A 21643-nucleotide genomic window follows, 5' to 3' on the forward strand; every position below is an offset into this window, starting at 1 on the left:
ACACTAAGGCGTGTCTATAAACTTTTGAGGATTACTTCAGCATTACGTCTTTCCTTTTCTGAAGGATGTTAATTTCTTAAAAATTCTTGACAAAATCGACTTTGTAGAAACACCACAGTTCGGCCTATCAACTCATTGTCGCCAACCAAGCACGCAAAACCTCTGCTACTGTCCATGCTTGGGCAATACATCCCCGTGGAGTCATCGGAGCATCACCATCAAAAATTTCGCTGAGACTGCCAACACCGTGTGCAGTGAGATGATTAGCCATTGGTTCCAAAAATTGACGAGCCTGCTCAGGATTTTTGTAGACGCGCAAGTGTGCTAAGACGAATGGCCCCAACAACCAACCCCAGACGGTTCCCTGATGGTAAGCTCCATCACGTTGATACTGATTGCCACCGTATTTACCCTGAAATTGAGGACGATCGGGGGAAAGCGATCGCAACCCATAAGAAGTCAGCAGCGATCGCCCGCAAGCTTCGACCACACCCTTCTGCTGGGTAGGTGTGAGCGCACTTTCTGGTAATGACACAGCAAATATTTGGTTAGGACGTAACAACCCATCATCACCATCAGGACTGTCTAAAACGTCATAGCAATAACTCGTCTCTTCATTCCAGAAGCGAGAAAATCTATACTTTGCCCGCTCTGCCATTGCTTCATATTCTTGGTGTGGTTTACCAAGCTGACGGGCAAACTTTGCCATTGTCCGTAGAGCATTATACCAAAGGGCATTAACTTCAATCGGTTTGCCAATTCGGGGCGTAACTACCCAATCGTCAACTTTGGCATCCATCCAGGTCAGTTGTACGCCTGCAACACCTGCATAAAGTAAGCCATCGGCGGCATCGAGATGAATATTGTAGCGTGTACCGCGACAGTGCCAATCAATGATGTCTGCAAGTATGGGAAAGAGTTCACCAAGCAAAGTATCATCGTCCGTAGCGCTGTAGTAGGCGCGGACTGCTTCAAAATACCAGAGAGTGGCATCGACTGTATTATATTCTGGTTGCTCGCCCGCATCAGGAAAGCGATTAGGCAGCATTCCCTGGTCTACATATCTGGCAAAGGTGCGAAGAATTGAGCGTGCTACCTCTGGACGACCAGTGGAAATTGTCAAACCAGGTAGACTAATCATGGTGTCGCGTCCCCAGTCGCTAAACCAGTGATAACCAGCGATGATGGTTTTGCCGTAGGGGTCTTCTGGCAATGAGCGATCGACAATAAATTGGTCAGCAGCTAATACTAGGTGGTCGATCCAGTCAGGTGATTCCTTAGTCTTGAGGGGTCGATTAGTTTTCCAAAATCCTGTTAACTTCTGCTCTTGAGCGCGACGTAACTTTAGTGCCGCTTCACCATTGAGATTTGGTTGTTTTTCTGTGCTGGCTACAAATGCGTAGGCGCAGCCCGTCGTAGACATCGCTTCCCCAGGATTGAGTGTAACTTCAAAAGTGGCGGCGTGGAGGTGGTCTTCTCGATCTCTCAATCCCCGATAGCGTTCAACTGCCAAGTCAAAGTCATGATACCAATTATGAATAACAGATGTACTAACACGTGAAATACTGCGTAGCTTGCCGCCGTAGGCATCGCCTTTAGGTGAATCACTCAGTAGATATAGTGGTACAGCACCCGGATAAGCAGTTACACAAATCCCTTGTTCCACCTCCTCAACAGACATCTGCCAACCATTACTTTGAGTGTCGCTGTGATAATCGCGGTAGTTGACTATTGCTTTGAGCGTCAACTTTAGCGGTTGAGTGGCACGACGCAAAGTATACTGGACATAAGTTGTATTCGCGCCTTGTTGCATCCACACCCGTTTTTCTAATAAGGCATCGGCAATCGCAAAACGCCATACAGGAATTGTACCTTCCAGAGAAAAACGTTCAATATGCTGATAACCGTGCGGACTGACAATACCATCTGCCCAACGATTGGTGTCTAGAGAATAAGAGCGGTTATCATACAATACAGTTTCATCTAGTTTTGTCAGCATTAAAGTGCGACCCAGAGGTGGTTTCAATGCTGCTACCAATAGTCCGTGATAGCGGCGAGTCAATAAACCAGCCACAGTCCCAGAGGCGTAACCACCAATACCGTTAGTAACTAACCATTCCCGCGATTCTGCAATGTCAAGATTACCGCAAATTTCCCGCCCAAATTCTATACACATAAGTCACACCATTTTGCTCTAAATTCAAAATTCACAATCGCCATCATGCTTTTCTCTCTGCGTTTTCTATGCGTCTACGGTTTAAAAGTCATTTATTGAATTACAGAGGCGCAGAGAACACGGAAAAAAGAGGAATTATTGTCCAAAAATTTTACCCAAATAAAAGGCTACTCCTAAGTTTTATTAGATTGGGGATTGATCCTCAGTTATTGAAGATTCATTTACTAGAGGATTGAGGACGACTTCATTAGCAACACTATCAGCTTTACGGGCACGAATTGCCGGACGCGATCGCCTATAACCTGCTCTTTCAGCTTTTTGGTGTTCGTAATCAATCAATCTGCCATAATATTCATGCTTGCTTAAATTCATCGACAAGAAAATATGCTGGCGGATATTACCAAAACCTTTGCGGTTAAAAAACTTTAATGCTGAAGTATTGGTGGGGTCAGTATCTACCAGCATAAACCGCGCCCCATCTTCAATCATCCGGGCAACAACTTTATCAACCAACTTGTCTGCAACTCCCCGACGCTGATACTTCGGACTAACTCCCAGCCATAAAATATATCCATAAGTCCAGGATGCTTTGGTGATGATAGTTCCCAAAACGAATCCTGCTAGTTCCCCGTCTGTTTCAGCCACAAGACAGTATTCTGGATCGGTGTTATAAAGTCCAATCACTTCCCATTCATCCCAGGTGCGGTATAAATAAGGATATAAATCGCTGGTAAATAACCCTTCTCCCAAGTGATAAACGGGAGCAATGTCATCAATTCCTAATTCACGTACATAAATTGCTTCAGTTTCATCAAAAGTTGACATAAATTTAGAAGTTGTGATTTATTTTCATAGATGATTGCGGAATTTTAGCGTTCTCAACTATTTCAAAAGATTTATTTTGTGAGCTAACACCACTATGTTAAATTTTGGCGACAAGGAATTTTAAAAAATGTCAATGGAGCATAAAGCATTTGTCTTTGATTACGATGCGTTTATTCAAGAATTAGCTGAGATTTTAGAAAATGCACTTGTTATTAACCAAAGAAACGAATTAATCACTTTTATTGAAAATAACTTTTCATACCTTAAAAATCCTGATGAAGGCGAACCTTTAGATTATTCATGGAAAGAAATGCTCGATACAGAAGATATAAGCCAGTATGGTGATTTTGCAATTACCAAGTATTATAATCCTCAATGTGATATAGGACTTGGCTATGATTGGTTGCCTCTCTATGATATGCTACTCAATGAACTGGATAAAGATACGTCTCCCTTATTAGGTAAAAATTTCGGCATTCCTGGAAACTATTTTAACCCTGGCCAAATAGGATCGTATTTTCAATCTCTTGAGCAAGTGAAGAATAACTTTGAATTGCTTAATTGGTTATTGAATGAAAAAAAAGAGCATTTACCGAATCTAGCTCTTTTAATAAAAATGCTTTCAAATGCTTTAGAGTCAAAAAAAGGGCTTTACATTACTTTTTGATTTTCCACAAGACTCTACAGATATAAGGAATCTGTTTTAGCAACAACAAAATCTTGCGGATCAAATCAAAGTGAGACTTCTTGAATACTGTCAAAATTTGGCAATGAGTCTTTTATTGCTTCTTTAGTTACTTGTTTGCGATCGCAACGTTTGGCAAACTGACAATAATCACAGTTTTTGCTACCCTCCACCACTTGGGGAAACTGCTGGTTATTCTGGTAATTTTCCAGCCAATGAGTTAACTGACTTAATAGTTGATTAAGTTTCTTTCCTATTTGTGCGTGTTGAGCAGTACTGTAATTAAATTTAATATTTTGCGGTTTGCCCTCAGATTGGACAAACCAATAAGTCATAGAAATCTTTTCTGGCAAATAGTCGCTAGTTTCTGCCAAGACATACATATAAAGCCGTGTTTGCCAGTTGGATTCTAACTTGCGTTTATTGGGTGGTTTAGGATAAGTTTTCCAGTCGAGAATTTGCGCTTGTTGGTTATCTGCAATCAATAAATCATAGATAACTGTGAGCAAATAATCCTGAACTTGCAGAGTCCGGTAGTGTTCGCTTTCACGGAAAGTTTGATTATCAGATGCAGCCGTTAAAATTTCTGGTGCTGCATCAGCAAAACCTAGCATCCAGCTTTGCAGTTGAGCATCTGCTTCCAGGAAACTATCAATTGGCAAACCCATTTCTCGCTGCTGCATTAGCAAGTGAAAACGACTACCCAAAGTTTGCCGTTCTTCTTGTTCTGGATTTGAGGGAGAATTAAGTTTTTCGAGATAGGTATGTTGAAATTTACGCGGACAAGCTTCTAGTAAGTTAAGTTGTCCTTGAGAGAGTCGCAATAGTTGAGTGGGAGTTGACAGCATTCTTCTATTTTAAAAGTAAATTATAATCCGCAACTCACCTTTGGCAGACTATCTGTAAAAAACAGGTATTTTTTACTGCCTTTACATCTGCTATTTCAACTCGTCTCGATTTACCTCATCGTGGGGAGCATCGGAATGTTTACTTTTTCCTTGGGACTTGATTGAGCCAAAGCTGTAGGCTATAGCTATTTTAACTATGTCAAAATATGCTGGGTGATTAGCTTTGTTAACGATCGCCAAAGAAATTGACCCTGCCACTAAAATAATTAAAAGTGGCGAAAGTGTTTCTACTCCAGAGCCGTTGTTATTAGGCATGATATAATCTCCAAGTGAAAAGATTACGAAGCCTTTGGCCGATCTTCACTCAGCTAAAGGCTATTTATGGTCAGTATGAGCCTTAACCCCAAGACTCGAAGATCATGGCGATCGCAAATAGACAGACTAGGAAAATCGCTATCTTGGCAACCCATGACCGTAGACTTGCAGATAAAAGCATCCCAACTATCGCATTTGCCCCAAAAGTGTGAGACACAACAAAGGCTATTCCCAGCCCCAGCAGCCCCAGCAGAAAATATTTCAGTCCTATACAGAACCACCTGAACAACAGATTATCGTTATCTTTGAGACTGGGTTTCATAGTTTTTTTCCTGTTTTGAAAGTTGAATCTAGGTAGCAGTTCGCGCTCCCCCGACCACACTAAAGAAACAGTGAATTTCCACAGTTTTGCTCCCACCAAGTCAAGGTAGACAAAAGTCCTACTCCTGAGTGGAGTGGGAATACCAATAAAGGTGGTCTTGATATTTGCAGATTATGAAAAATTAAGCTCTTTGATGAATTCCCAGGCCAATCTGGATATCAAAAATTAGGCGCTCAATGCGCGTAGTTGCATAGAAGGTGTACTACGCACATTGAACCCTTGAAATTCCTCCAGGTAATTTGTATACAAATTGCCTGGAGGAATTTGCAGTTCCAGCCTTTGCCTTTCTCTTCGACTCACTAAGTTTCTTTTAATTCACCCTTAACCTTATTAAGTTACCGTGGTTTCTACTGCTAACTATAAAGTAGCTTAGTTTAGTTGTTAGGTCAAGTAACAAAGTAACTAAGTTATTAAACTTAAGTAACTTAGTTACTTAAGTCAAGGTAAACTGTAGAGAAAATTATTTAAATAGCATAAGATACAATAAATCCGGCTGTAGTCTCCAAATGAATCCTCACTTTTAGCACTAAGGGACTTTCAAATAAAAAAATACTCAACTACCTATTGTGAGGTGGGCATCTCACTCGCTTGTAACTAGCCCACAGGTAACTTATGCGGCTTGGCCTTTACGGGATCACAGAGAATCCTGACAATTGAACCTTGGGTACTTGGCTAAAAAAGCTCAATTTGATATTGTTGATCGACATATCAAATTGATATATCAAAATGCTGAAGTTGGCAGTATTAGGTTTATTACAGCGAGAACCATTAAACGGTTATCGGCTCAAACAGCAACTAGAGATGTTTATGAGTTGCAGTATTTGTGTCAACTATGGCGCGATTTATCCTCTTTTGAAGCGCATGGAAGAACAAGGTGAAGTGATTTTATGTGCAGAACAAGGAGAAGAAGGTGGACATTGTGCAAAGGTATATGAGATTACACCCCTCGGCAAAAACACTTGGTATGAAGAGATGTTGGCATATCCTCATGAAAGCTGGGTAAATGCGCGATCGCGATTTCTAATCAAATTTTTTTTCTTTAGCTATTTATTACCCGAAGAACGAGTCCAGTTAATCGAACATCGATTGATGTCATGTCAGTTACGCCTTGCAGAGAAAAAAGCACTAGAAGTTACTGATGATTTATATCAAAGGAAAGTACGAAGGCGTGCGGTTGAAGTCATCAAATCAGAAATTGAGTGGCTAGTTGAGCAACTCAAAATAGAACAACTGCAATTAGCTCAAACGCCAACCTCAATCAAGAGTGCTGAGTAATGAGTGATGAGTGATGAGTAAAACAGCTTTAACACAAAAAACTTTTGAAGTATCCTAACTAACTATGTGGATCGTCAAAATTGCTTTACGTCTTCCGTATACATTCGCGATCGCCGCTTTGATGATTGCGATCCTGGGTGCAGTGACGATATTTAGTACACCAGTTGACATTTTTCCCGCAATTAACATTCCGGTTGTCAGCGTAGTTTGGACTTACACGGGAACTACATCTGAGGAAATGGCACAGCGAATCGTCACCATTAGCGAACGCGCTATGACCACAACCGTTGGTGACATCGAACACATTGAGTCTCAATCTTTAAGTGGTGTTAGCGTCGTCAAGGTTTTTTTCCAACCCAACGCTAATATTGCCTCAGCAGTCGCTCAAATTACCTCTGTCAGCCAAACAATTCTCCGCCCTTTGCCACCTGGGATTACACCGCCATTCATCATTCAATACAACGCTTCTTCTGTGCCGATTATCCAGATGAGTGTCAGTAGCAAAACCTTGCCGGAAGAAGCACTCTTTGACTATGCTACCAACTTCGTCCGCACTCAATTAGCCACAGTGCAAGGCGCGAGTGTTCCTCTGCCCTATGGTGGTAAACCTCGGCAAATTATGGTTGATATCGATCCCCAAGCGATGTTGGCTAATGGCATTTCTGCCCAAGATGTGACGAATGCTGTTAGTGCCCAAAATCTGGTTTTGCCAGCAGGGGATATGAAAATAGGCGATCGCGACTTCGCCGTACAAATCAACAATAGTCCAGATGTGGTGGCAGCCCTCAACGACTTGCCAATTAAGCAAGTTAATGGTACTGTCATTTCCATTCGTGATGTCGCCCAGGTAAGAGATGGCTTTGGCGTGCAATCGAACATTGTACGTCAGAATGGCAGGCGATCGAGCTTACTTAGTATCCTCAAGAGTGGCAATGCTTCGACGATTGATGTGATCGAGCGAGTCAAAAAAACTTTGCCTCGCATCCAATCCACCTTGCCTCCAGAACTGAATTTATCATTTTTGTTCGATCAATCTATATTTGTGAAAGCTTCTATTCAAGGCGTTCTCAAAGAAGGATTGATTGCAGCCTGTCTCACTGCGCTGATGATTTTGATTTTCCTGGGAAGTTGGCGCAGCACGGTAATTGTAGCCGTATCGATTCCTTTGTCGATGCTAGTTTCAATTATTGTGATGAGTCGTTTGGGACAAACTTTCAACATCATGACTTTAGGTGGTTTATCCTTAGCTGTTGGTATTTTGGTAGATGATGCCACAGTCGAAATTGAAAATATCCACCGAAATCTCGGACAAGGTAAACCCATCAAGCGAGCAATTTTAGATGGGGCACAGCAAATCGCCACTCCAGCACTTGTAGCAACATTATGTATTTGTATTGTCTTTGTGCCGGTCGTGTTTCTCAGTGGAGTAGCAAAGTACTTATTTGTCCCCCTAGCGATGGCGGTAGTATTTGGGATGCTTGCTTCCTATGTGCTATCTCGGACTGTAGTACCGACAATGGCAAGTTATCTTCTACCATCCGAAGTAGACTGGCATAGAGAAAGCGAGAATCATAATGGTCATAGCGACAACCACCATACTGATTCGCCAGTTCAAAATAATAATGGTCATAGCGACAACCACCATACTGATTCGCCAGTTCAAAATAATAATGGTCGCGGCGATCGCCACAGCCATTCGCTAGTCGAAATCCACGATCGTCGCGATCGCCACACCCATTCGCCAGCCCAAAACAATAATGGTCACGATAACCACCAGCAAACAGAAGAAGCAGCAACGACAACTGCCAAATCTGTGAAGAAAGATTGGATATGGCGGCTACACGAAAAATTTAACCGACAATTTGATAAATTTCGCAGTTGGTACTATGGTGTCCTGACCTCAGCATTAAATCACCGCCGCATAGTCTTTGTGCTATTTGGTGCTTTTATCGTCAGTGCCGGAGTTTTATTGCCGTTCGTCGGTCAAGACTTTTTCCCGGAAGTCGATGGCGGTCAATTTAGCCTCCATGTTCGAGCCTTACCTGGGACTCGTTTGGAAGAGACAGAAAAAATTGTTAGCCAAGTTGAAGGCGTTATCCGCCAAACTGTACCAAAAGAGAATCTCGCTCTGATTTTAGATAACATCGGCTTACCCACCAGTGGCATTAACCTTACTTATGGCTACAACGGCGCGACAATTGGGCAGGCTGATGCTGATATTCTTGTCTCCCTAAAAGAATCTGGTGAAACTTCTTCTTACATCAAGGAACTCCGCCAAAAATTGAAAGCGACATTTCCCAGCTACACCTTCTTTTTTGAGCCGGCTGATATTGTGACTCAAATTCTCAATTTCGGTTTACCTGCTGCTGTTGACGTGCAAATATCTGGCCCTCTGAAAAACTCAAAAGCCAACTTTGAAATTGCCCAACAAATTGCCGCTCGAATGACGCGTATTCCTGGGGCTGTAGATGTACATCTCCAGCAAGTTGTCGATGCTCCCAAATTACGTCTTGATGTCGATCGCACCGAGGCTCAACAATTGGGTATGACCCAGCGTGATGTTGCCAATAGCGTCCTCACTTCCTTAAGTTCAAGCGGTCAATCTGCAATCAACCAATGGCTCGATCCTAAAAAAGGCGTGAGTTACACCCTGGCTGTACAAGTTCCCCAGTATAAAATTGACTCTATTGACAGCCTGAAAAATACGCCAGTTGGCAACGGTCAAACTGCACCCCAACTTTTAGGTAATTTGGCTAGTGTCAAACGCGACACAGTGATGCAAGTAGTGAATCACTACAACATTCAGCCAGTTTTCGATATCTACGCTAACGCCTCTGGTCGCGACCTGGGGGGGGTTGCCAATGATGTAAATCGAATCATCGCTGATTATCAGAAAAAATTGCCCAAGGGAAGTCAGATTAATGTCCGTGGGCAAGTGCAAACGATGAACTCTTCCTTTCTGGGACTTGGTTTAGGACTTGTGTTTGCAATTGTACTGGTTTACTGCTTAATGGTAGTGAACTTTCAATCTTGGCTCGATCCCCTGATTATTATGATGGCGCTGCCAAGTGCCTTAGCAGGGATCGTTTGGATGCTGTTTGTCACCCGTACCACCCTGAGCGTCCCTTCGTTAATGGGTGCAATTATGAGTATCGGTGTAGCGACATCAAACAGTATTCTCATGATTACTTTTGCTAACGAGCAACGTGTAGAAGGGGAAAATGCCTATAAAGCAGCCCTAGCAGCAGGTTATACAAGGTTGCGTCCGGTGTTGATGACTGCCTTAGCCATGCTGATCGGGATGGTGCCAATGTCTCTTGGTCTTGGTGAAGGTGGCGAACAGAATGCACCCTTGGGTCGCGCCGTAATTGGCGGCTTGTCAGCTGCAACAGTCGCGACTCTGATCTTTGTACCTGTTGTATACAGCATTATGCGGCGTCAACCACCTCGTCCTATCGATGAGGATGATGACGATTTAAATTTCTCCGATTCGCAGACAGCCTACTCGTTGTCATCATCTCAAGGCAAGTCATAGACATATTTTAGGAGCTACGGTGTACACACAAATCTTTTAAAGTTACTACGTTACGTAGGGTAGATTCATTTTTGCAAGTCGATGCAACAAAGGTGCAGGTCAATGCAATTAAGGTGCAGATCAATGCAATTAATGTGCAAGTCAATGCAATTAATGTGCAAGTCAATGCAACAAAGGTGCAGGTCGATGCAATTAAGGTGCAAGTCAATGCAACAAAGGTGCAGGTCAATGCAATTAAGGTGCAGGTCAATGCAATTAAGGTGCAGGTCAAAAACTTGTGTGTACACCGTAGGAGAAAAGAAAAAGGTTAAAGGAAAAGAGTTTTTTCTAAGAAGATGTTTTAAACGTCCTCTGGTCGGTATAAAAACGTTTTAGATCCCCCTAAATCCCCCTTAAAAAGGGGGACTTTGAGAAAGTTTGCCCCCCTTTTTAAGGGGGGTTGGGGGGATCAACAAGTGCCTAAAATTACAGCCAACCACTTTTAAAACATCCTCTAAGCTGCTTTCCCCTTTACCCCTTTACCCGAATGGCACTTCTGTAAGAAGTCTAATAATGGTAATGACTCTAGCTGCTAAATTTCTGCAAATTAAGATAATATAGGACAGTTTACCTATGGATTCTCAGCATCGTCCATCTCCTGATTCTGAACAACAAACGACTTCTAAAAAACACAGACGCGGCATCGGTGGTATTGGTTGGGCTGTAATTGGTGCTGTTTTTTTTGCTAGCTTACTGGCGATAGGTATTCTACCCCGATTAAGCCAAAAGTCAGAATTACAAGCAGCAGTCAAGGAAGCAAGCACAGTACCCTCAGTGAACACGATCGCTCCCCGTCGCGCTACTGGTGCTACCAAATTGGAATTACCTGGCAGTGTTGTAGCTTTGAATCAAACGACCATCTACGCTCGCAGTACTGGGTATTTACGGCGGTGGTACGCAGATATTGGCGATCGCGTCCGAGCCGGTCAGTTGTTGGCAGAAATTGATTCACCAGACACCGATCAGCAAGTTCTGCAAGCGAAGGCAGAGGTAGCGCAAGCACAAGCCAATGTATCTCAAACTCGTGCTAATTTAGCTAAAAGTATTTCTGATTTGAAACAAGCCCGCGCTAATCTCTTGATAGCGCGTCAGAGCTGGCAGCGCTGGCAAGTTCTTGTCAAACAAGGTGCAGTACCTCAACAAGATGCAGATACAAAATATGCTACATATCAAGCTAATCTTGCCAGCGTTGAGGCAGCACAAAACACTGTTAATTCTGATTCTGCCAACATCAAAGCAGCACAAGCTAACGCCTACGCAAGTCAAGCAAACTTCCAGCGTAATACCGTATTGCAGTCTTATAAGAAAGTCACTGCTCCTTTTGCCGGAGTGATTACTGCACGTAATGTCAATACAGGTGTTTTAATTTCAGCAGGTAATGGCAACACCAGTACCAGCAACACTAACACTAACACTAGCAATAGCAGCCTTTATACTATTGCTGCTTATGACAATCTAAAGGTAAATGTGAGTGTTCCACAAAGTTTATCACAGTCACTTCAAACTGGACAAACAGCACAAATTACAGTCAGAGAGTTACCCCAACGAGTGTTTACGGGTAAAGTAGTACGTACTAGCAACGCTATAGATCCAGCTACTCGCACTTTGCTGACACAATTAGAAGTACACAATTCAGACGCGACGCTGCGGCCTGGGATGTATGCCAATGTCAAATTTGCCATTAACCGCACTAATCCTCCTTTTATCGTGCCAGATAGTGCCTTAGTTGTTAATGCCGGAGGTACGCAGGTAGCAACTGTAACCAAAGACCACACAGTGCATTATCAAAAAGTTGCCGTTGGGCGAGATTATGGTACTGAAGTAGAAATTACATCAGGTCTGACAGGAAATGAATCGCTGATTGCCACTCCTACGGTTGATGAGACAGAGGGTTTGCGCGTGCAGCCAGTTGCACAAACTAAGTAGGTGGGCGTAAATTTGGGGGCAGGGGGCAGGGGGCAGGGGGCAGCTTTCAAGGGCAGGTTTTTAGGCTTTCGATAAATAGTTGAGAATGTTCTCAATTATTGAACGTAGTTTTAAGTTCTCAGACAATGGTTTTGGTTTTAAAATCCCAAAAATTTGTCTAATCAAAAAAACCTGCCCCAGAAAGGCAGGGGGCAGGGGGCAGGGGGCAGGGGGCAGGCTTTCAAGGGCAGGCTTTTAGGCTTTCGATAAATAGTTGAGAATGTTCTCAATTATTGAACGTAGTTTTAAGTTCTCAGACAATGGTTTTGGTTTTAAAATCCCAAAAATTTGTCTAATCAAAAAAACCTGCCCCAGAAAGCAGGGGGCAGGGGGAGCAGCACTTCGGCTCATTTCGGCTACGCTCAATGACCAACGCTCAGTGACCGAGGAGCAGGGGGAGAATAATAAATTTTTAACTCCTAACTCCTAACTCCTAAACTCAGCACTCGTTACTCAGCACTCAGCACTGTTTAGGTGAGGTACACTAAACTCATCCGTGCGATCGCGCACTTTGTCAGAGAAAAACGCCAAAGCCTAAGAAAGCATTCCCACAGCAAATGTTTACCCCGAAATGTTGAGAAGATGCTGTATTAACAGTAATGTTATCTCACTATGTGAGATAACATTGGTTTGTAATCTGTCTTTGTGTGAGTATGAGTGTCATTTCCGAAAACGTTCTTTTGGCTTTAGCCGAAAAACGGTGCTTGTCTAACAGCGAGATCGAAGTGTTTTTATATGCTGTTGAGGGACAATCGCCAAATGCGATCGCGAAAAAATTGGCAATCAGTGCCGAAGCAGTACGCAAAAGATTAAGTGAAGTTTATAAGAAATTTAATGTTACTGGTAGCGGCCCAGGTAAGCTCACTAAGTTACAGCAAGTTATAGAATCTGAGTATCAAGCATCTTCACAGACTGAGAAATCCATTACCCAAAACCGTCAAGATTGGGGTGAAGCGCCTGGTGTCTGCTTTTTTCGCGGACGCATCGCAGAATTGTCTCAGTTAACGCAATGGCTCATTCAGGATAACTGCCAACTAGTGGCAATATTGGGAATGGGTGGAATCGGCAAAACTGCTTTATCTGTGAAACTGGTAAAGGAAGTTCAGGATAATTTTGAGTATTTGATTTGGCGGAGTCTTTGCAATGCGCCACCCGTTGCAGAGATGTTGGCGAACCTGATCGGGTTTTTATCTGATGAGAGGGAAACAAATTTGCCTGAAAGCGTAGATGGTAGAGTAACGCTGCTGATTAATTATTTACGAGAGCATCGTTGTCTTGTGGTATTTGATAACACAGAGACAATTTTACAATCAGGCGATCGCGCCGGACAATATAAACAAGAATATGAAGATTACGGTCAACTACTTAGGCGGGTAGGGGAAGAACCGCATCAAAGCTGTTTGCTGCTAACATCTCGCGAAAAACCAAAAGAATTTGCGCCTTTAGAGGGAGAAGCATCACCAGTTAGAACATTATCGTTAATTGGCTTAGGAGAAACAGAAGGGCAAGAAATTCTCCAAGATAAAAAGTTATTTGGCTCACCACAGGAATGGGCCAAACTTGTTGAAAAGTATTCAGGTAATCCTTTGGCGTTAAAGCTAGTTTCTGAGCCAATTCGGGAGTTATTTGGTGGTGATATCGCTGCTTTTCTAGCTGAAGGAGAGATCATTTTTGGCGATACTCGAAATTTACTAGACCAGCAATTTGAGCGGTTGTCAGAGATTGAAAAAGAAATCATTTATTGGTTAGCAATCAAGCGCGAGTTAGTTTCTCTCGACGAATTGCTAAATGATATTGTGCGTCCCTTGACCAAAAGGGAAGTGATGGAAGCGCTAGAATCTCTGCGGCGGCGATCGCTAATTGAACAAAGAACAGCACTTTTCACCCTTCAATCTGTGGTTATGGAATATATCACCGACCAACTGATTGAACAGGTTTGTGACGAAATTACCACTCGTAATATTAGATTATTTATCAGCCATGCTTTAATGGAAGCGACGACCAAAGATTATATTAGAAATACTCAAATTACCCTAATTATTAAACCAATTATAGATAGGTTATCAACTATTTTTAGATATGCTAAAAATATTGAACATCATCTATATCAAATTTTATTGTCTCTGCGACAAATTCCCCAAACAGCAGGATATGCAGGTGGAAATCTGTTAAATATTCTTTGTCAATTACAAACTGATTTTAGCGGCTATGACTTTTCAAATCTGACCATTTGGCAAGCATATTTACAAGGTGTGAATTTGCATCGGGTAAATTTTGCCAATAGCGATTTAGCTAAATGCGTTTTTGCCGAAACATTAGTTAGTGTTTCCTCAGTCGCATTTAGCCCCAATGGAAAACTTTTGGCTACGGGTGATGCTGATGGCAAGACTTATTTGTGGCAAGTTGACGATGGAAAGCTACTGTTTACCTGTATTGGACATAGCAGTTGGGTAAAATCAGTTGCTTTCAGTCCCGATGGTCAAACTTTGGCTAGTGGCAGTGATGACCAAACAGTGAAATTATGGGATGTTCGTGATGGTAAATGCCTGAAAACCTTGCACGGACATAGCAATTGGGTAAGATCGGTTGCCTTTAGTCCCGATGGTCAAACTTTAGCTAGTGGTAGTGAAGACCAAACAGTGAAGTTATGGAATGTCCACATCGGCAAATGTCTGAGAACTTTGCAGGGGAATACCAATCGAATTATGTCAGTTGCCTTCAGTCCTGATGGTCAAACTTTAGCTAGTTGCAGTGAAAAGCAAACAGTGAAGTTATGGGATGTTCGTGATGGTAAATGCCTGAAAACCTTCCAGGGACATAGCAGTTGGGTAAGATCGGTTGCTTTCAGTCCCGATGGTCAAACTTTAGCTACTGGTAGTGACGACCAAACGGTGAAATTATGGGATGTTCGTGATGGTAAATGCCTGAAAACCTTGCAGGGACATACCAATCGCGTCTGGTCGGTTGCTTTCAGTCCCGATGGTCAAACTTTAGCTAGCGGTGGCGACGACCCAACAGTAAAGTTATGGGATATTCGTGATGGTAAATGCCTGAAAACCTTCCAGGGGCATACCAATCGGGTCAGGTCAGTTGCTTTTAGTCCCGATGGTCAAACTTTAGCTAGTGGTAGCGAAAACCAAACAGTGAAGTTATGGAATGTCCAGGATGGTAAGTCATTGACAACCTTGCAGGGGCATAGCAATCGCGTCAGGTCAGTTGCCTTCAGTCCCGATGGTCAAATTTTAGCTAGTGGCAGTGAAAAGCAAACAGTGAAATTATGGGATGTCCGTAACGATAAGTTTCTCAAAATTTTGGAGGGGCATAACAGTTGGGTACGGTCGATTGCCTTCAGTCCTGATGGTGAAATTTTAGCTAGCGGCAGTGAAAAGCACACAATTAAATTATGGGATGTTCAGACGGGACAATGCCTGAAAAAATTGCAGGAACATACCAATCGAATTAGATCGGTTGCTTTTAGTCCCAATGGTGAAATTTTAGCTAGCGGCAGTGACGACCAAACGGTGAAATTATGGGATATCTACACCGGAAAATGTCTCCAGACCTTGAAAGGGCATACCAGTTGGGTAAGATCGGTTGCCTTTAGTCCTGATGGTCAAACTTTAGCTAGTGGCAGTGAAAACCAAAGAGTCAGGTTATGGGATATTTATACAGGCGAATGTCTCCATATTTTGGAGGGGCATAGCAATCGGATCAGATCGCTTACTTTCAGCCCAGATGGTCAGACTTTAGCTAGTGGCAGTGATGACCAAACAGTGAAGTTATGGGATGTTTTCATGGGCAAGTGCTTGACAACTTTGCAAGAACATACTAATCGAATCTGGTCAGTAGCCTTTAGTCCTGATGGTCAAATTTTAGCTAGTGCCAGTGAAGATCAAACGATAAAATTATGGGATGTCTATAACGGCAAGTGCCTGAAAACTTTGCAGGGAGCTAATTGGGTAAAGTCAGTTGCCTTTAGTCCCGATGGGCAAACCCTGATTAGTGGTAGTCAAGATGAGACAATCAAGCTTTGGGATGTATCGACGGGTGAGTGTGTAAGAACACTGCGATCGCCACGACCTTACGAAGGAATGAATATCACCGGGGTGACAGGGCTAACCGCAGCGCAGTTAGTGACGCTCAAAGCTTTAGGGGCAGTGGAAAATCCAGAGCAAAGATAAAAGGTAAAAGAATGAATTTTGCCTTTTTCCTTCATCCTCTTACCTTTTTTATGTACCTGATGCTTATTTCATGTTAGCCCTTGCGTCCTTCACTGCGGCAAAGAAAAATAATCCTGTAAGTGGAATGCTTAATACCAGGATAATTGCCGTGGCTGTAAAACCAAAATCTGGCTGTCCGTAACCGAGTTCAAAAATCGAACCGACGGCGGCGATCGCACTTACACAAGAACCACCCAGAAATAAACTGCTTTTTGGAGTTAAATACACTATTGCCCCCCTATGCTATTGGTTTCACCGCTTGATACGAGAAGCCATTCTTAGATAGCTCCTGGGCTAAAGTCAAGGAGTTTTCTACACGGTCTACAAATACCACGCCGTTAAGGTGATCCATCTCGTGCTGAATGCAGCGTCCCAGGAGGTCATTAGCCTTTAATGTTCGAGGACGACCGTATTCGTCTTTATAAGCAATTTCTACGACTTCGGGGCGCTTTACGTCTAAATATACGTTGGGAATACTCAAGCATCCTTCTTGGGCAACAGAGAGGTCGCGGCTGACTTGTTTAATGGTGGGGTTAATCAACACCAAAGGCTGATTAGCTGCGTTCTCTGGTTCCAGGTCGATGACAACTAGTTGTTTGTGAATTCCCACTTGGGGTGCAGCCAAACCAATGCCATCTTTGCTGTACATAGTTTGCAGCATTTCGCGCACTATTTGGCGAAGTTCGTCATCAACTTTAGAAATCCGCTTTGCAGCTTGACGCAGCACGCGATCGCCTAAATAATGAAGCTCCAAAGGTGGATTTTTTAACTTTTTTTTCTCGACAGCAATTTCAGAGGGCATGAGTCTCGATGGCTAGATGGTGAAAATTCCTACTATTTTCATTCTATCAATCTCAGTTAGAGGATGTTTAAAAAGTCCTGGAGTATACCAAAAACCCAGTTACCATTCCGTCTTTTTGCTTGCCTTGCGGCAGGCTGATGCCACGAATCAGAGGCTGTGAAACCCTTATTTTATCGTCAGTAAGGTTTGCTAGGGGGTTAGGTCTCCGAGGTTGTATTGTTAGCAATAATACTTTTTAAATATCCCCTTAGACGTAGTACCAATCTCCAAAATAATTATTGTGAAGTCACGTTGCACCATACTTGGAGCGATCCTTTTATCGAGGCTGACATCATTAAACAGTACTTTTAAATGTGAAATCGATTGTCAGTTGTTTACCAGCCTATTTCTGACGATCTGATTGCAACTAGGATTCCTAGACAATTTTTATTAGTAAAAAGATTTTTCCAATCAATTTTTTATTGATGAAAATCTATGTTTAGCAATATTTTCTGGCATCTTCACCACATTCATTGACTAAATATAATAAACACTTAAAACGAAGACCAACTATTTGCTCATAGAGAGGGTTCAATTTACATAAAGGTGGAATGTGAAGCAAAGTCCGACCGAAAAGTTTAAGAGTTCTTTCAAAAGGGCAATTGGAAGGAATTATTTTGCACAATAGTTTGGCCAGATTATAATTATGTATTTCTACGGACTCAAGCTGAGAGCGGATCTGGTTTAATAAAATATTGTCCAAATTGGCTTTGTTTAAGAATTTCATGGTTTAACTTTCCTTGAATCAATCTGTTTCTCCTATAAATTACTCCGATATTCCGAGAAAAACATAGTATAAATACCAAACTATTTTCCCTCTTCCTAGAGGTCAAGTTTAAATAACAGTAAAATTGCTGAGAAACCAGAACAGCTAGCCAATTATTATCAATAACTGTTAGAGGCAATAGTGAGTATATCTGTGGCAAATAGTATGAATATCGAGTAAATGGTCAAGATAGCAGGATGACAGAAGAAGGAAGTAGCAAGAGATAAAAGCTGATATATTGGCAAACTTTGCACTATTGACTATAAATAGTGGTGTTATTTACGCAAAAACGCAAAAGCTGAACTTAGTGCTTTGGCGTTAAGTTCAAATTTTGAGGTGATGTGTGTTTAAATCTTTCACGAAACTTGATTATCTGCTAAAAGAAACTTTCCTCGGTTTATTGCGGGGAGGTTGGATGAATTGGGCCGCTGTCAGTACTGTAACGGTGTTACTGTTTTTATTCGGCTTGAGTCTGCAAACCTCTTGGCAAGTCGAAAAACTTCTTTATCAGTTTGGTAGCCAGCTAGAAGTCTCAGTTTATCTCGAACCGGATACACAAATCGAAAATATTGAGCCACTCATCGCTAAAATGCCAGAGGTGGCGGCGATAAAAACCATTACCAAACAAGAAGCTTGGACTAAATTAGTTAAGGAAATGAGAATTTCTGATATTGAGGGTGCTACCCAGCAACTGGGTGAGAATCCTCTGGTTGATGAGATGAAGGTGAAAGCGCGTAATTCTCAAGTTGTACCAACTTTAGCAACACAGTTGGCTAAATTACGAGGAGTTGAGACGGTGCAGTATGTGGATGAAGCAGTCAAACGCATTGCCCAGTTGCACCGGGGTCTGAACTGGATTACTTTAACAATTACAATGATTCTGACTTTAACAGCGATCGCAGTCACTACCACCACAATTAGGCTGATTGTCATGGCGCGTCGCCAGGAAATTGAAATTATGCAGCTAGTGGGAGCAACTTCTGTTTGGATTTACCTCCCATTTATTTTACAAGGAATCGCCTTTGGTTTGGTTGGTGGTGCGATCGCTTGGAGTTTCATTTCTGTGATTCAACAGTTTCTCGGTAAGTTGCTAGTCAATCAACCTGAGTTTATCCAAGTCATCACCAACAGAGTGCAACTCACTCCAGCAGAAATTTTATTATTGCCTCTGATTCTTTTGAGTTTCGGTGCAGGTGTAGGATTAATGGGGAGCTTATTTGCTGTCCGACGTTTTGCTAAAGGATAGTCATTGACAAATGACAAAATCACTATGAAATCACAATGGGAATGTTTTTTGCAGAATCTCGGTGTTTGGGAAGGTTCATTTACTAATTTTTCTCCCCAAGGAACGCTTTTGAACGATACTCCTAGCCGTCTTTCTCTAGAAGGTTTGAACAATAACCAGACAGTGCGTTTAACTCTATGCCGTTCTGGACGAGATGATTTAGTTAAAGAATATAGTTCTCTGGGACGGAGTTTGCTATTTTTTGAAAATGGTTCCTTCTCTGAAGGTGTAATTCAGCTAGGGCCATTTTCCGAATTTGGTGGAGAACTGGCTTTGGTTCATGAAAATCGCCGCTTGCGTCTGGTGCAACTGTTTGATAATACTGGTGAGCTAAAGGAATTAATCTTAATTCGAGAACATCTAGCCAGAACCCCAGCAGATGAACGTTCAACTTTACAGATAAATGATTTGTTGGGAGAATGGCAAGGCCAAGCAGTAACAATATATCCAGATTTGCGCTCGCCTGATACTTACTCTACAATCTTCAAATTACAACTTGATGATGCTGGGCGATTAATTCAAAGTACCTCTTTTGCAGAACGCACTATTACCTCAACTGCTACCATCAAAGACTCCATTGTTCTCTTTGACCAAAACCCCCAAAAGCAGGTGCAAGTATTATTTTTACCAAATGGCGCTTCTGCAACTTCACCTGTCAAGGTGCAGTTACGCCAACCATTTTTTCTGGAAGTGGGGTGGTTAATTCAGCCAAATCTGCGCCAACGGATGATTCGCAGCTACAACGAGAAAGGCGAATGGGTTAGCTTGACATTAGTCACTGAAGAAAGGAAGCTTTGATATCATCTTCGCTTGATTACTTATCAAATATTTAACTGTTGCCAAAATGTGGGTAATGACAAAGCTTTATTTATGTATATTCAAATAGCTGTAGTTGCGATCGCATTCATCTTAATAGCTGGAGAAAATCTAGAGGCCGTTGCAGACTCGCAATCTTCTACTGAAGATAGTCCTAATAGTATTGTGGCAACATCGACATTAGAGATAGAGGGAGGGTATGCAAAATATGGTTACTATATCGGATTAACTCCAGTAGATAACCAGTCTGCCGAGTTTTCCCAAATTTCTCAAAGAATTGTCAAAGATATCCAGATTCGTTTTGTTAACAACAAAGATCAATTACTCGATGAAAAAGGTCGGCCGATCAAAGGACGTACTCAAAAAGATTTTATCATTGGTCTGCTGAAACTCAAACCTGGTGAGGTATTTCGTGAAGATTTACTAGCAGCAGACTTGCAACGATTGCGGAGATTAGAATCATTTAATGAAGTCAATGTTTATCGACAAGAAGATGTCAATAGCGTTAATCTCATTTATGAAATCAAAGAGCGTAACTTCCCTTCTCTAATATTAGGAGGCGGTAACAACGACGATGTTGGATTATACGGTCGAGTGGGTTATAAAGATGAAAATATCAGCGGTCTTAACGATAAATTAGATACAATTGTGCAAATCAGCGGTAAAGATGTCCAATTTAATGGTCAGTTCACTAGTCGTTATCGTCCTCAAGAACCAAACCGCTTAGGCTACAGCATCAGAGCTTTTCGTACTCGTAATACATCGGGAACTTTCAACGACGATATCAGATTGTCTAACGGTGACAAAGTACGCGAGGGAAGGTTTGGCGGTTCTGTGGGAGTTTTAAAATCTTTCGATCGGTGGGATGCAGCTATAAGTTTGAACTATACCAGAATTAGCTTACGCGATCGCGAATATAACGTTGCACAGGTAGATAGATTAGGGAGTCCTTTATCTCTTAGCGGTACTGGCATTGATGACTTATATACAGTATTATTTTCTGTCTCCAGAGATCAACGCGATCGCCGAGAAAATCCGACTCAAGGATCGATTCTTACTCTCAGCACAGAACAAGCAATTCCGATTGGATTGGGTAATATTTCTAGCAACCGCCTACGGGGAGATTATATTCAGTATTTACCAGTCAGTTGGATCGGTAATGGTAGACCAACTGACAATCCAGAAATGTTAGCAATTAATTTCCAAATTGGTACGATTCTGGGAGACTTTCCACCAGCTGATGCTTTTAATATTGGTGGACTAAATTCTGTCAGGGGTTATGGTTATGGAAAAGTCGCTAGTGGTCGGAGTTATGGTTTAGCTTCTGTGGAATATCGTTTCCCAATTTCTTACTCAGTCGGAGGAGTTGTTTTTACTGACTTCGCCTCAGATTTCGGGTCTAGCGATACCGTGCTAGGAGAACCAGGAGTGCTACGAGATAAACCCGGAAGTGGCTTTGGTTACGGCTTAGGATTGCGCGTCAAGTCATCCTTTGGACTGATTCGAGGTGATTTAGGAATTAGCGATCGAGGAGAACTTAGATTTGAAGTTACAACAGGTCAGCGATTTTAACGAGTGGCAAAAAAGTTCTAGAAAACTACTGAGGATTGCTTAATAACACACTCAGGGTCTTGAGTGTGTCTAGTCCAAAAGGACATAATCAAGATATT

17 protein-coding genes are annotated in these 21643 nt (G+C 42.2%); 9 read left to right on the forward strand and 8 right to left on the reverse strand.

The genetic code is table 11. The annotated features are described in order from the left end of the window. Positions 1 to 127 precede the first annotated feature (127 nt). Positions 128 to 2176: an amylo-alpha-1,6-glucosidase gene (locus ACR5KR_RS07075; protein ID WP_448265964.1), complete on the reverse strand. Its 2049-nt coding sequence runs from the start codon at positions 2174 to 2176 to the stop codon at positions 128 to 130. Between the two features lie 183 nt (positions 2177 to 2359). Then, on the reverse strand, positions 2360 to 3001 hold the full coding sequence (locus ACR5KR_RS07080) for a GNAT family N-acetyltransferase (protein WP_445627160.1): 642 nt from the start codon (positions 2999 to 3001) through the stop codon (positions 2360 to 2362). Positions 3002 to 3128: 127 nt separating this feature from the next. Here ACR5KR_RS07080 and ACR5KR_RS07085 point away from each other — a divergent pair, with 127 nt between their 5' ends. Continuing rightward, positions 3129 to 3668 (forward strand): hypothetical protein, encoded by a 540-nt coding sequence (locus ACR5KR_RS07085; protein ID WP_448265965.1) that lies wholly within the window; start codon positions 3129 to 3131, stop codon positions 3666 to 3668. A 65-nt stretch (positions 3669 to 3733) separates the two neighbouring features. On the opposite strand, the gene ACR5KR_RS07090 is transcribed toward ACR5KR_RS07085, so the two are convergent. The 3 genes from ACR5KR_RS07090 to ACR5KR_RS07100 form a co-directional block, all read right to left on the reverse strand. Beyond that, positions 3734 to 4534 carry a PD-(D/E)XK nuclease family protein gene (locus tag ACR5KR_RS07090; RefSeq protein ID WP_448265966.1) on the reverse strand — a complete coding sequence of 267 codons (801 nt, stop codon included), beginning with the start codon at positions 4532 to 4534 and terminating at the stop codon, positions 3734 to 3736. Between the two features lie 90 nt (positions 4535 to 4624). After that, the gene (locus tag ACR5KR_RS07095) at positions 4625 to 4849 is read right to left on the reverse strand and encodes a hypothetical protein (protein WP_445627157.1); all 225 of its coding nucleotides are present in this window, start codon (positions 4847 to 4849) and stop codon (positions 4625 to 4627) included. 82 nt (positions 4850 to 4931) lie between these two features. After that, positions 4932 to 5171, reverse strand: a complete 240-nt coding sequence (locus ACR5KR_RS07100; protein WP_322693998.1) for a hypothetical protein — start codon at positions 5169 to 5171, stop codon at positions 4932 to 4934. Between the two features lie 786 nt (positions 5172 to 5957). Here ACR5KR_RS07100 and ACR5KR_RS07105 point away from each other — a divergent pair. The 5 genes from ACR5KR_RS07105 (at position 5958) to ACR5KR_RS07125 (ending at position 16226) form a co-directional block, all read left to right on the forward strand. Next, the gene (locus ACR5KR_RS07105) at positions 5958 to 6506 is read left to right on the forward strand and encodes a PadR family transcriptional regulator (protein WP_445627156.1); all 549 of its coding nucleotides are present in this window, start codon (positions 5958 to 5960) and stop codon (positions 6504 to 6506) included. A 64-nt stretch (positions 6507 to 6570) separates the two neighbouring features. After that, positions 6571 to 10041 carry an efflux RND transporter permease subunit gene (locus ACR5KR_RS07110; RefSeq protein ID WP_448265968.1) on the forward strand — a complete coding sequence of 1157 codons (3471 nt, stop codon included), beginning with the start codon at positions 6571 to 6573 and terminating at the stop codon, positions 10039 to 10041. Between the two features lie 71 nt (positions 10042 to 10112). Continuing rightward, positions 10113 to 10352, forward strand: coding sequence for a hypothetical protein (locus tag ACR5KR_RS07115; RefSeq protein WP_448265969.1), 240 nt, complete (start codon positions 10113 to 10115; stop codon positions 10350 to 10352). 301 nt (positions 10353 to 10653) lie between these two features. Continuing rightward, positions 10654 to 12006 carry an efflux RND transporter periplasmic adaptor subunit gene (locus ACR5KR_RS07120; protein ID WP_448265970.1) on the forward strand — a complete coding sequence of 451 codons (1353 nt, stop codon included), beginning with the start codon at positions 10654 to 10656 and terminating at the stop codon, positions 12004 to 12006. Between the two features lie 692 nt (positions 12007 to 12698). Beyond that, positions 12699 to 16226, forward strand: coding sequence for a WD40 domain-containing protein (locus tag ACR5KR_RS07125; protein ID WP_448265971.1), 3528 nt, complete (start codon positions 12699 to 12701; stop codon positions 16224 to 16226). Positions 16227 to 16289: 63 nt separating this feature from the next. Here the strand turns inward: ACR5KR_RS07125 and ACR5KR_RS07130 are convergent, their stop codons facing one another. The 3 genes from ACR5KR_RS07130 to ACR5KR_RS07140 all read right to left on the reverse strand — a co-directional run bounded on the left by ACR5KR_RS07130 (position 16290) and on the right by ACR5KR_RS07140 (position 17833). Continuing rightward, complete coding sequence (locus ACR5KR_RS07130) at positions 16290 to 16493, reverse strand: hypothetical protein (protein WP_094351396.1); 204 nt, start codon at positions 16491 to 16493, stop codon at positions 16290 to 16292. A gap of 10 nt (positions 16494 to 16503) precedes the next feature. Next, positions 16504 to 17067: a peptide deformylase gene (gene def / locus ACR5KR_RS07135; protein ID WP_322668450.1), complete on the reverse strand. Its 564-nt coding sequence runs from the start codon at positions 17065 to 17067 to the stop codon at positions 16504 to 16506. Positions 17068 to 17545: 478 nt separating this feature from the next. Then, on the reverse strand, positions 17546 to 17833 hold the full coding sequence (locus tag ACR5KR_RS07140) for a Mo-dependent nitrogenase C-terminal domain-containing protein (RefSeq protein ID WP_445627151.1): 288 nt from the start codon (positions 17831 to 17833) through the stop codon (positions 17546 to 17548). Between the two features lie 382 nt (positions 17834 to 18215). On the opposite strand from ACR5KR_RS07140, the gene ACR5KR_RS07145 reads away from it, so the two are divergent. The 3 genes from ACR5KR_RS07145 to ACR5KR_RS07155 all read left to right on the forward strand — a co-directional run bounded on the left by ACR5KR_RS07145 (position 18216) and on the right by ACR5KR_RS07155 (position 21545). Further along, positions 18216 to 19118, forward strand: a complete 903-nt coding sequence (locus ACR5KR_RS07145; RefSeq protein WP_445627150.1) for a cell division protein FtsX — start codon at positions 18216 to 18218, stop codon at positions 19116 to 19118. Positions 19119 to 19142: 24 nt separating this feature from the next. Next, complete coding sequence (locus tag ACR5KR_RS07150; protein WP_448265972.1) at positions 19143 to 19955, forward strand: DUF3598 family protein; 813 nt, start codon at positions 19143 to 19145, stop codon at positions 19953 to 19955. A gap of 72 nt (positions 19956 to 20027) precedes the next feature. Further along, complete coding sequence (locus ACR5KR_RS07155) at positions 20028 to 21545, forward strand: BamA/TamA family outer membrane protein (RefSeq protein ID WP_448265973.1); 1518 nt, start codon at positions 20028 to 20030, stop codon at positions 21543 to 21545. The last annotated feature ends 98 nt before the right edge of the window (positions 21546 to 21643 follow it).

Source organism: Nostoc sp. DSM 114159, from assembly GCF_053470285.1.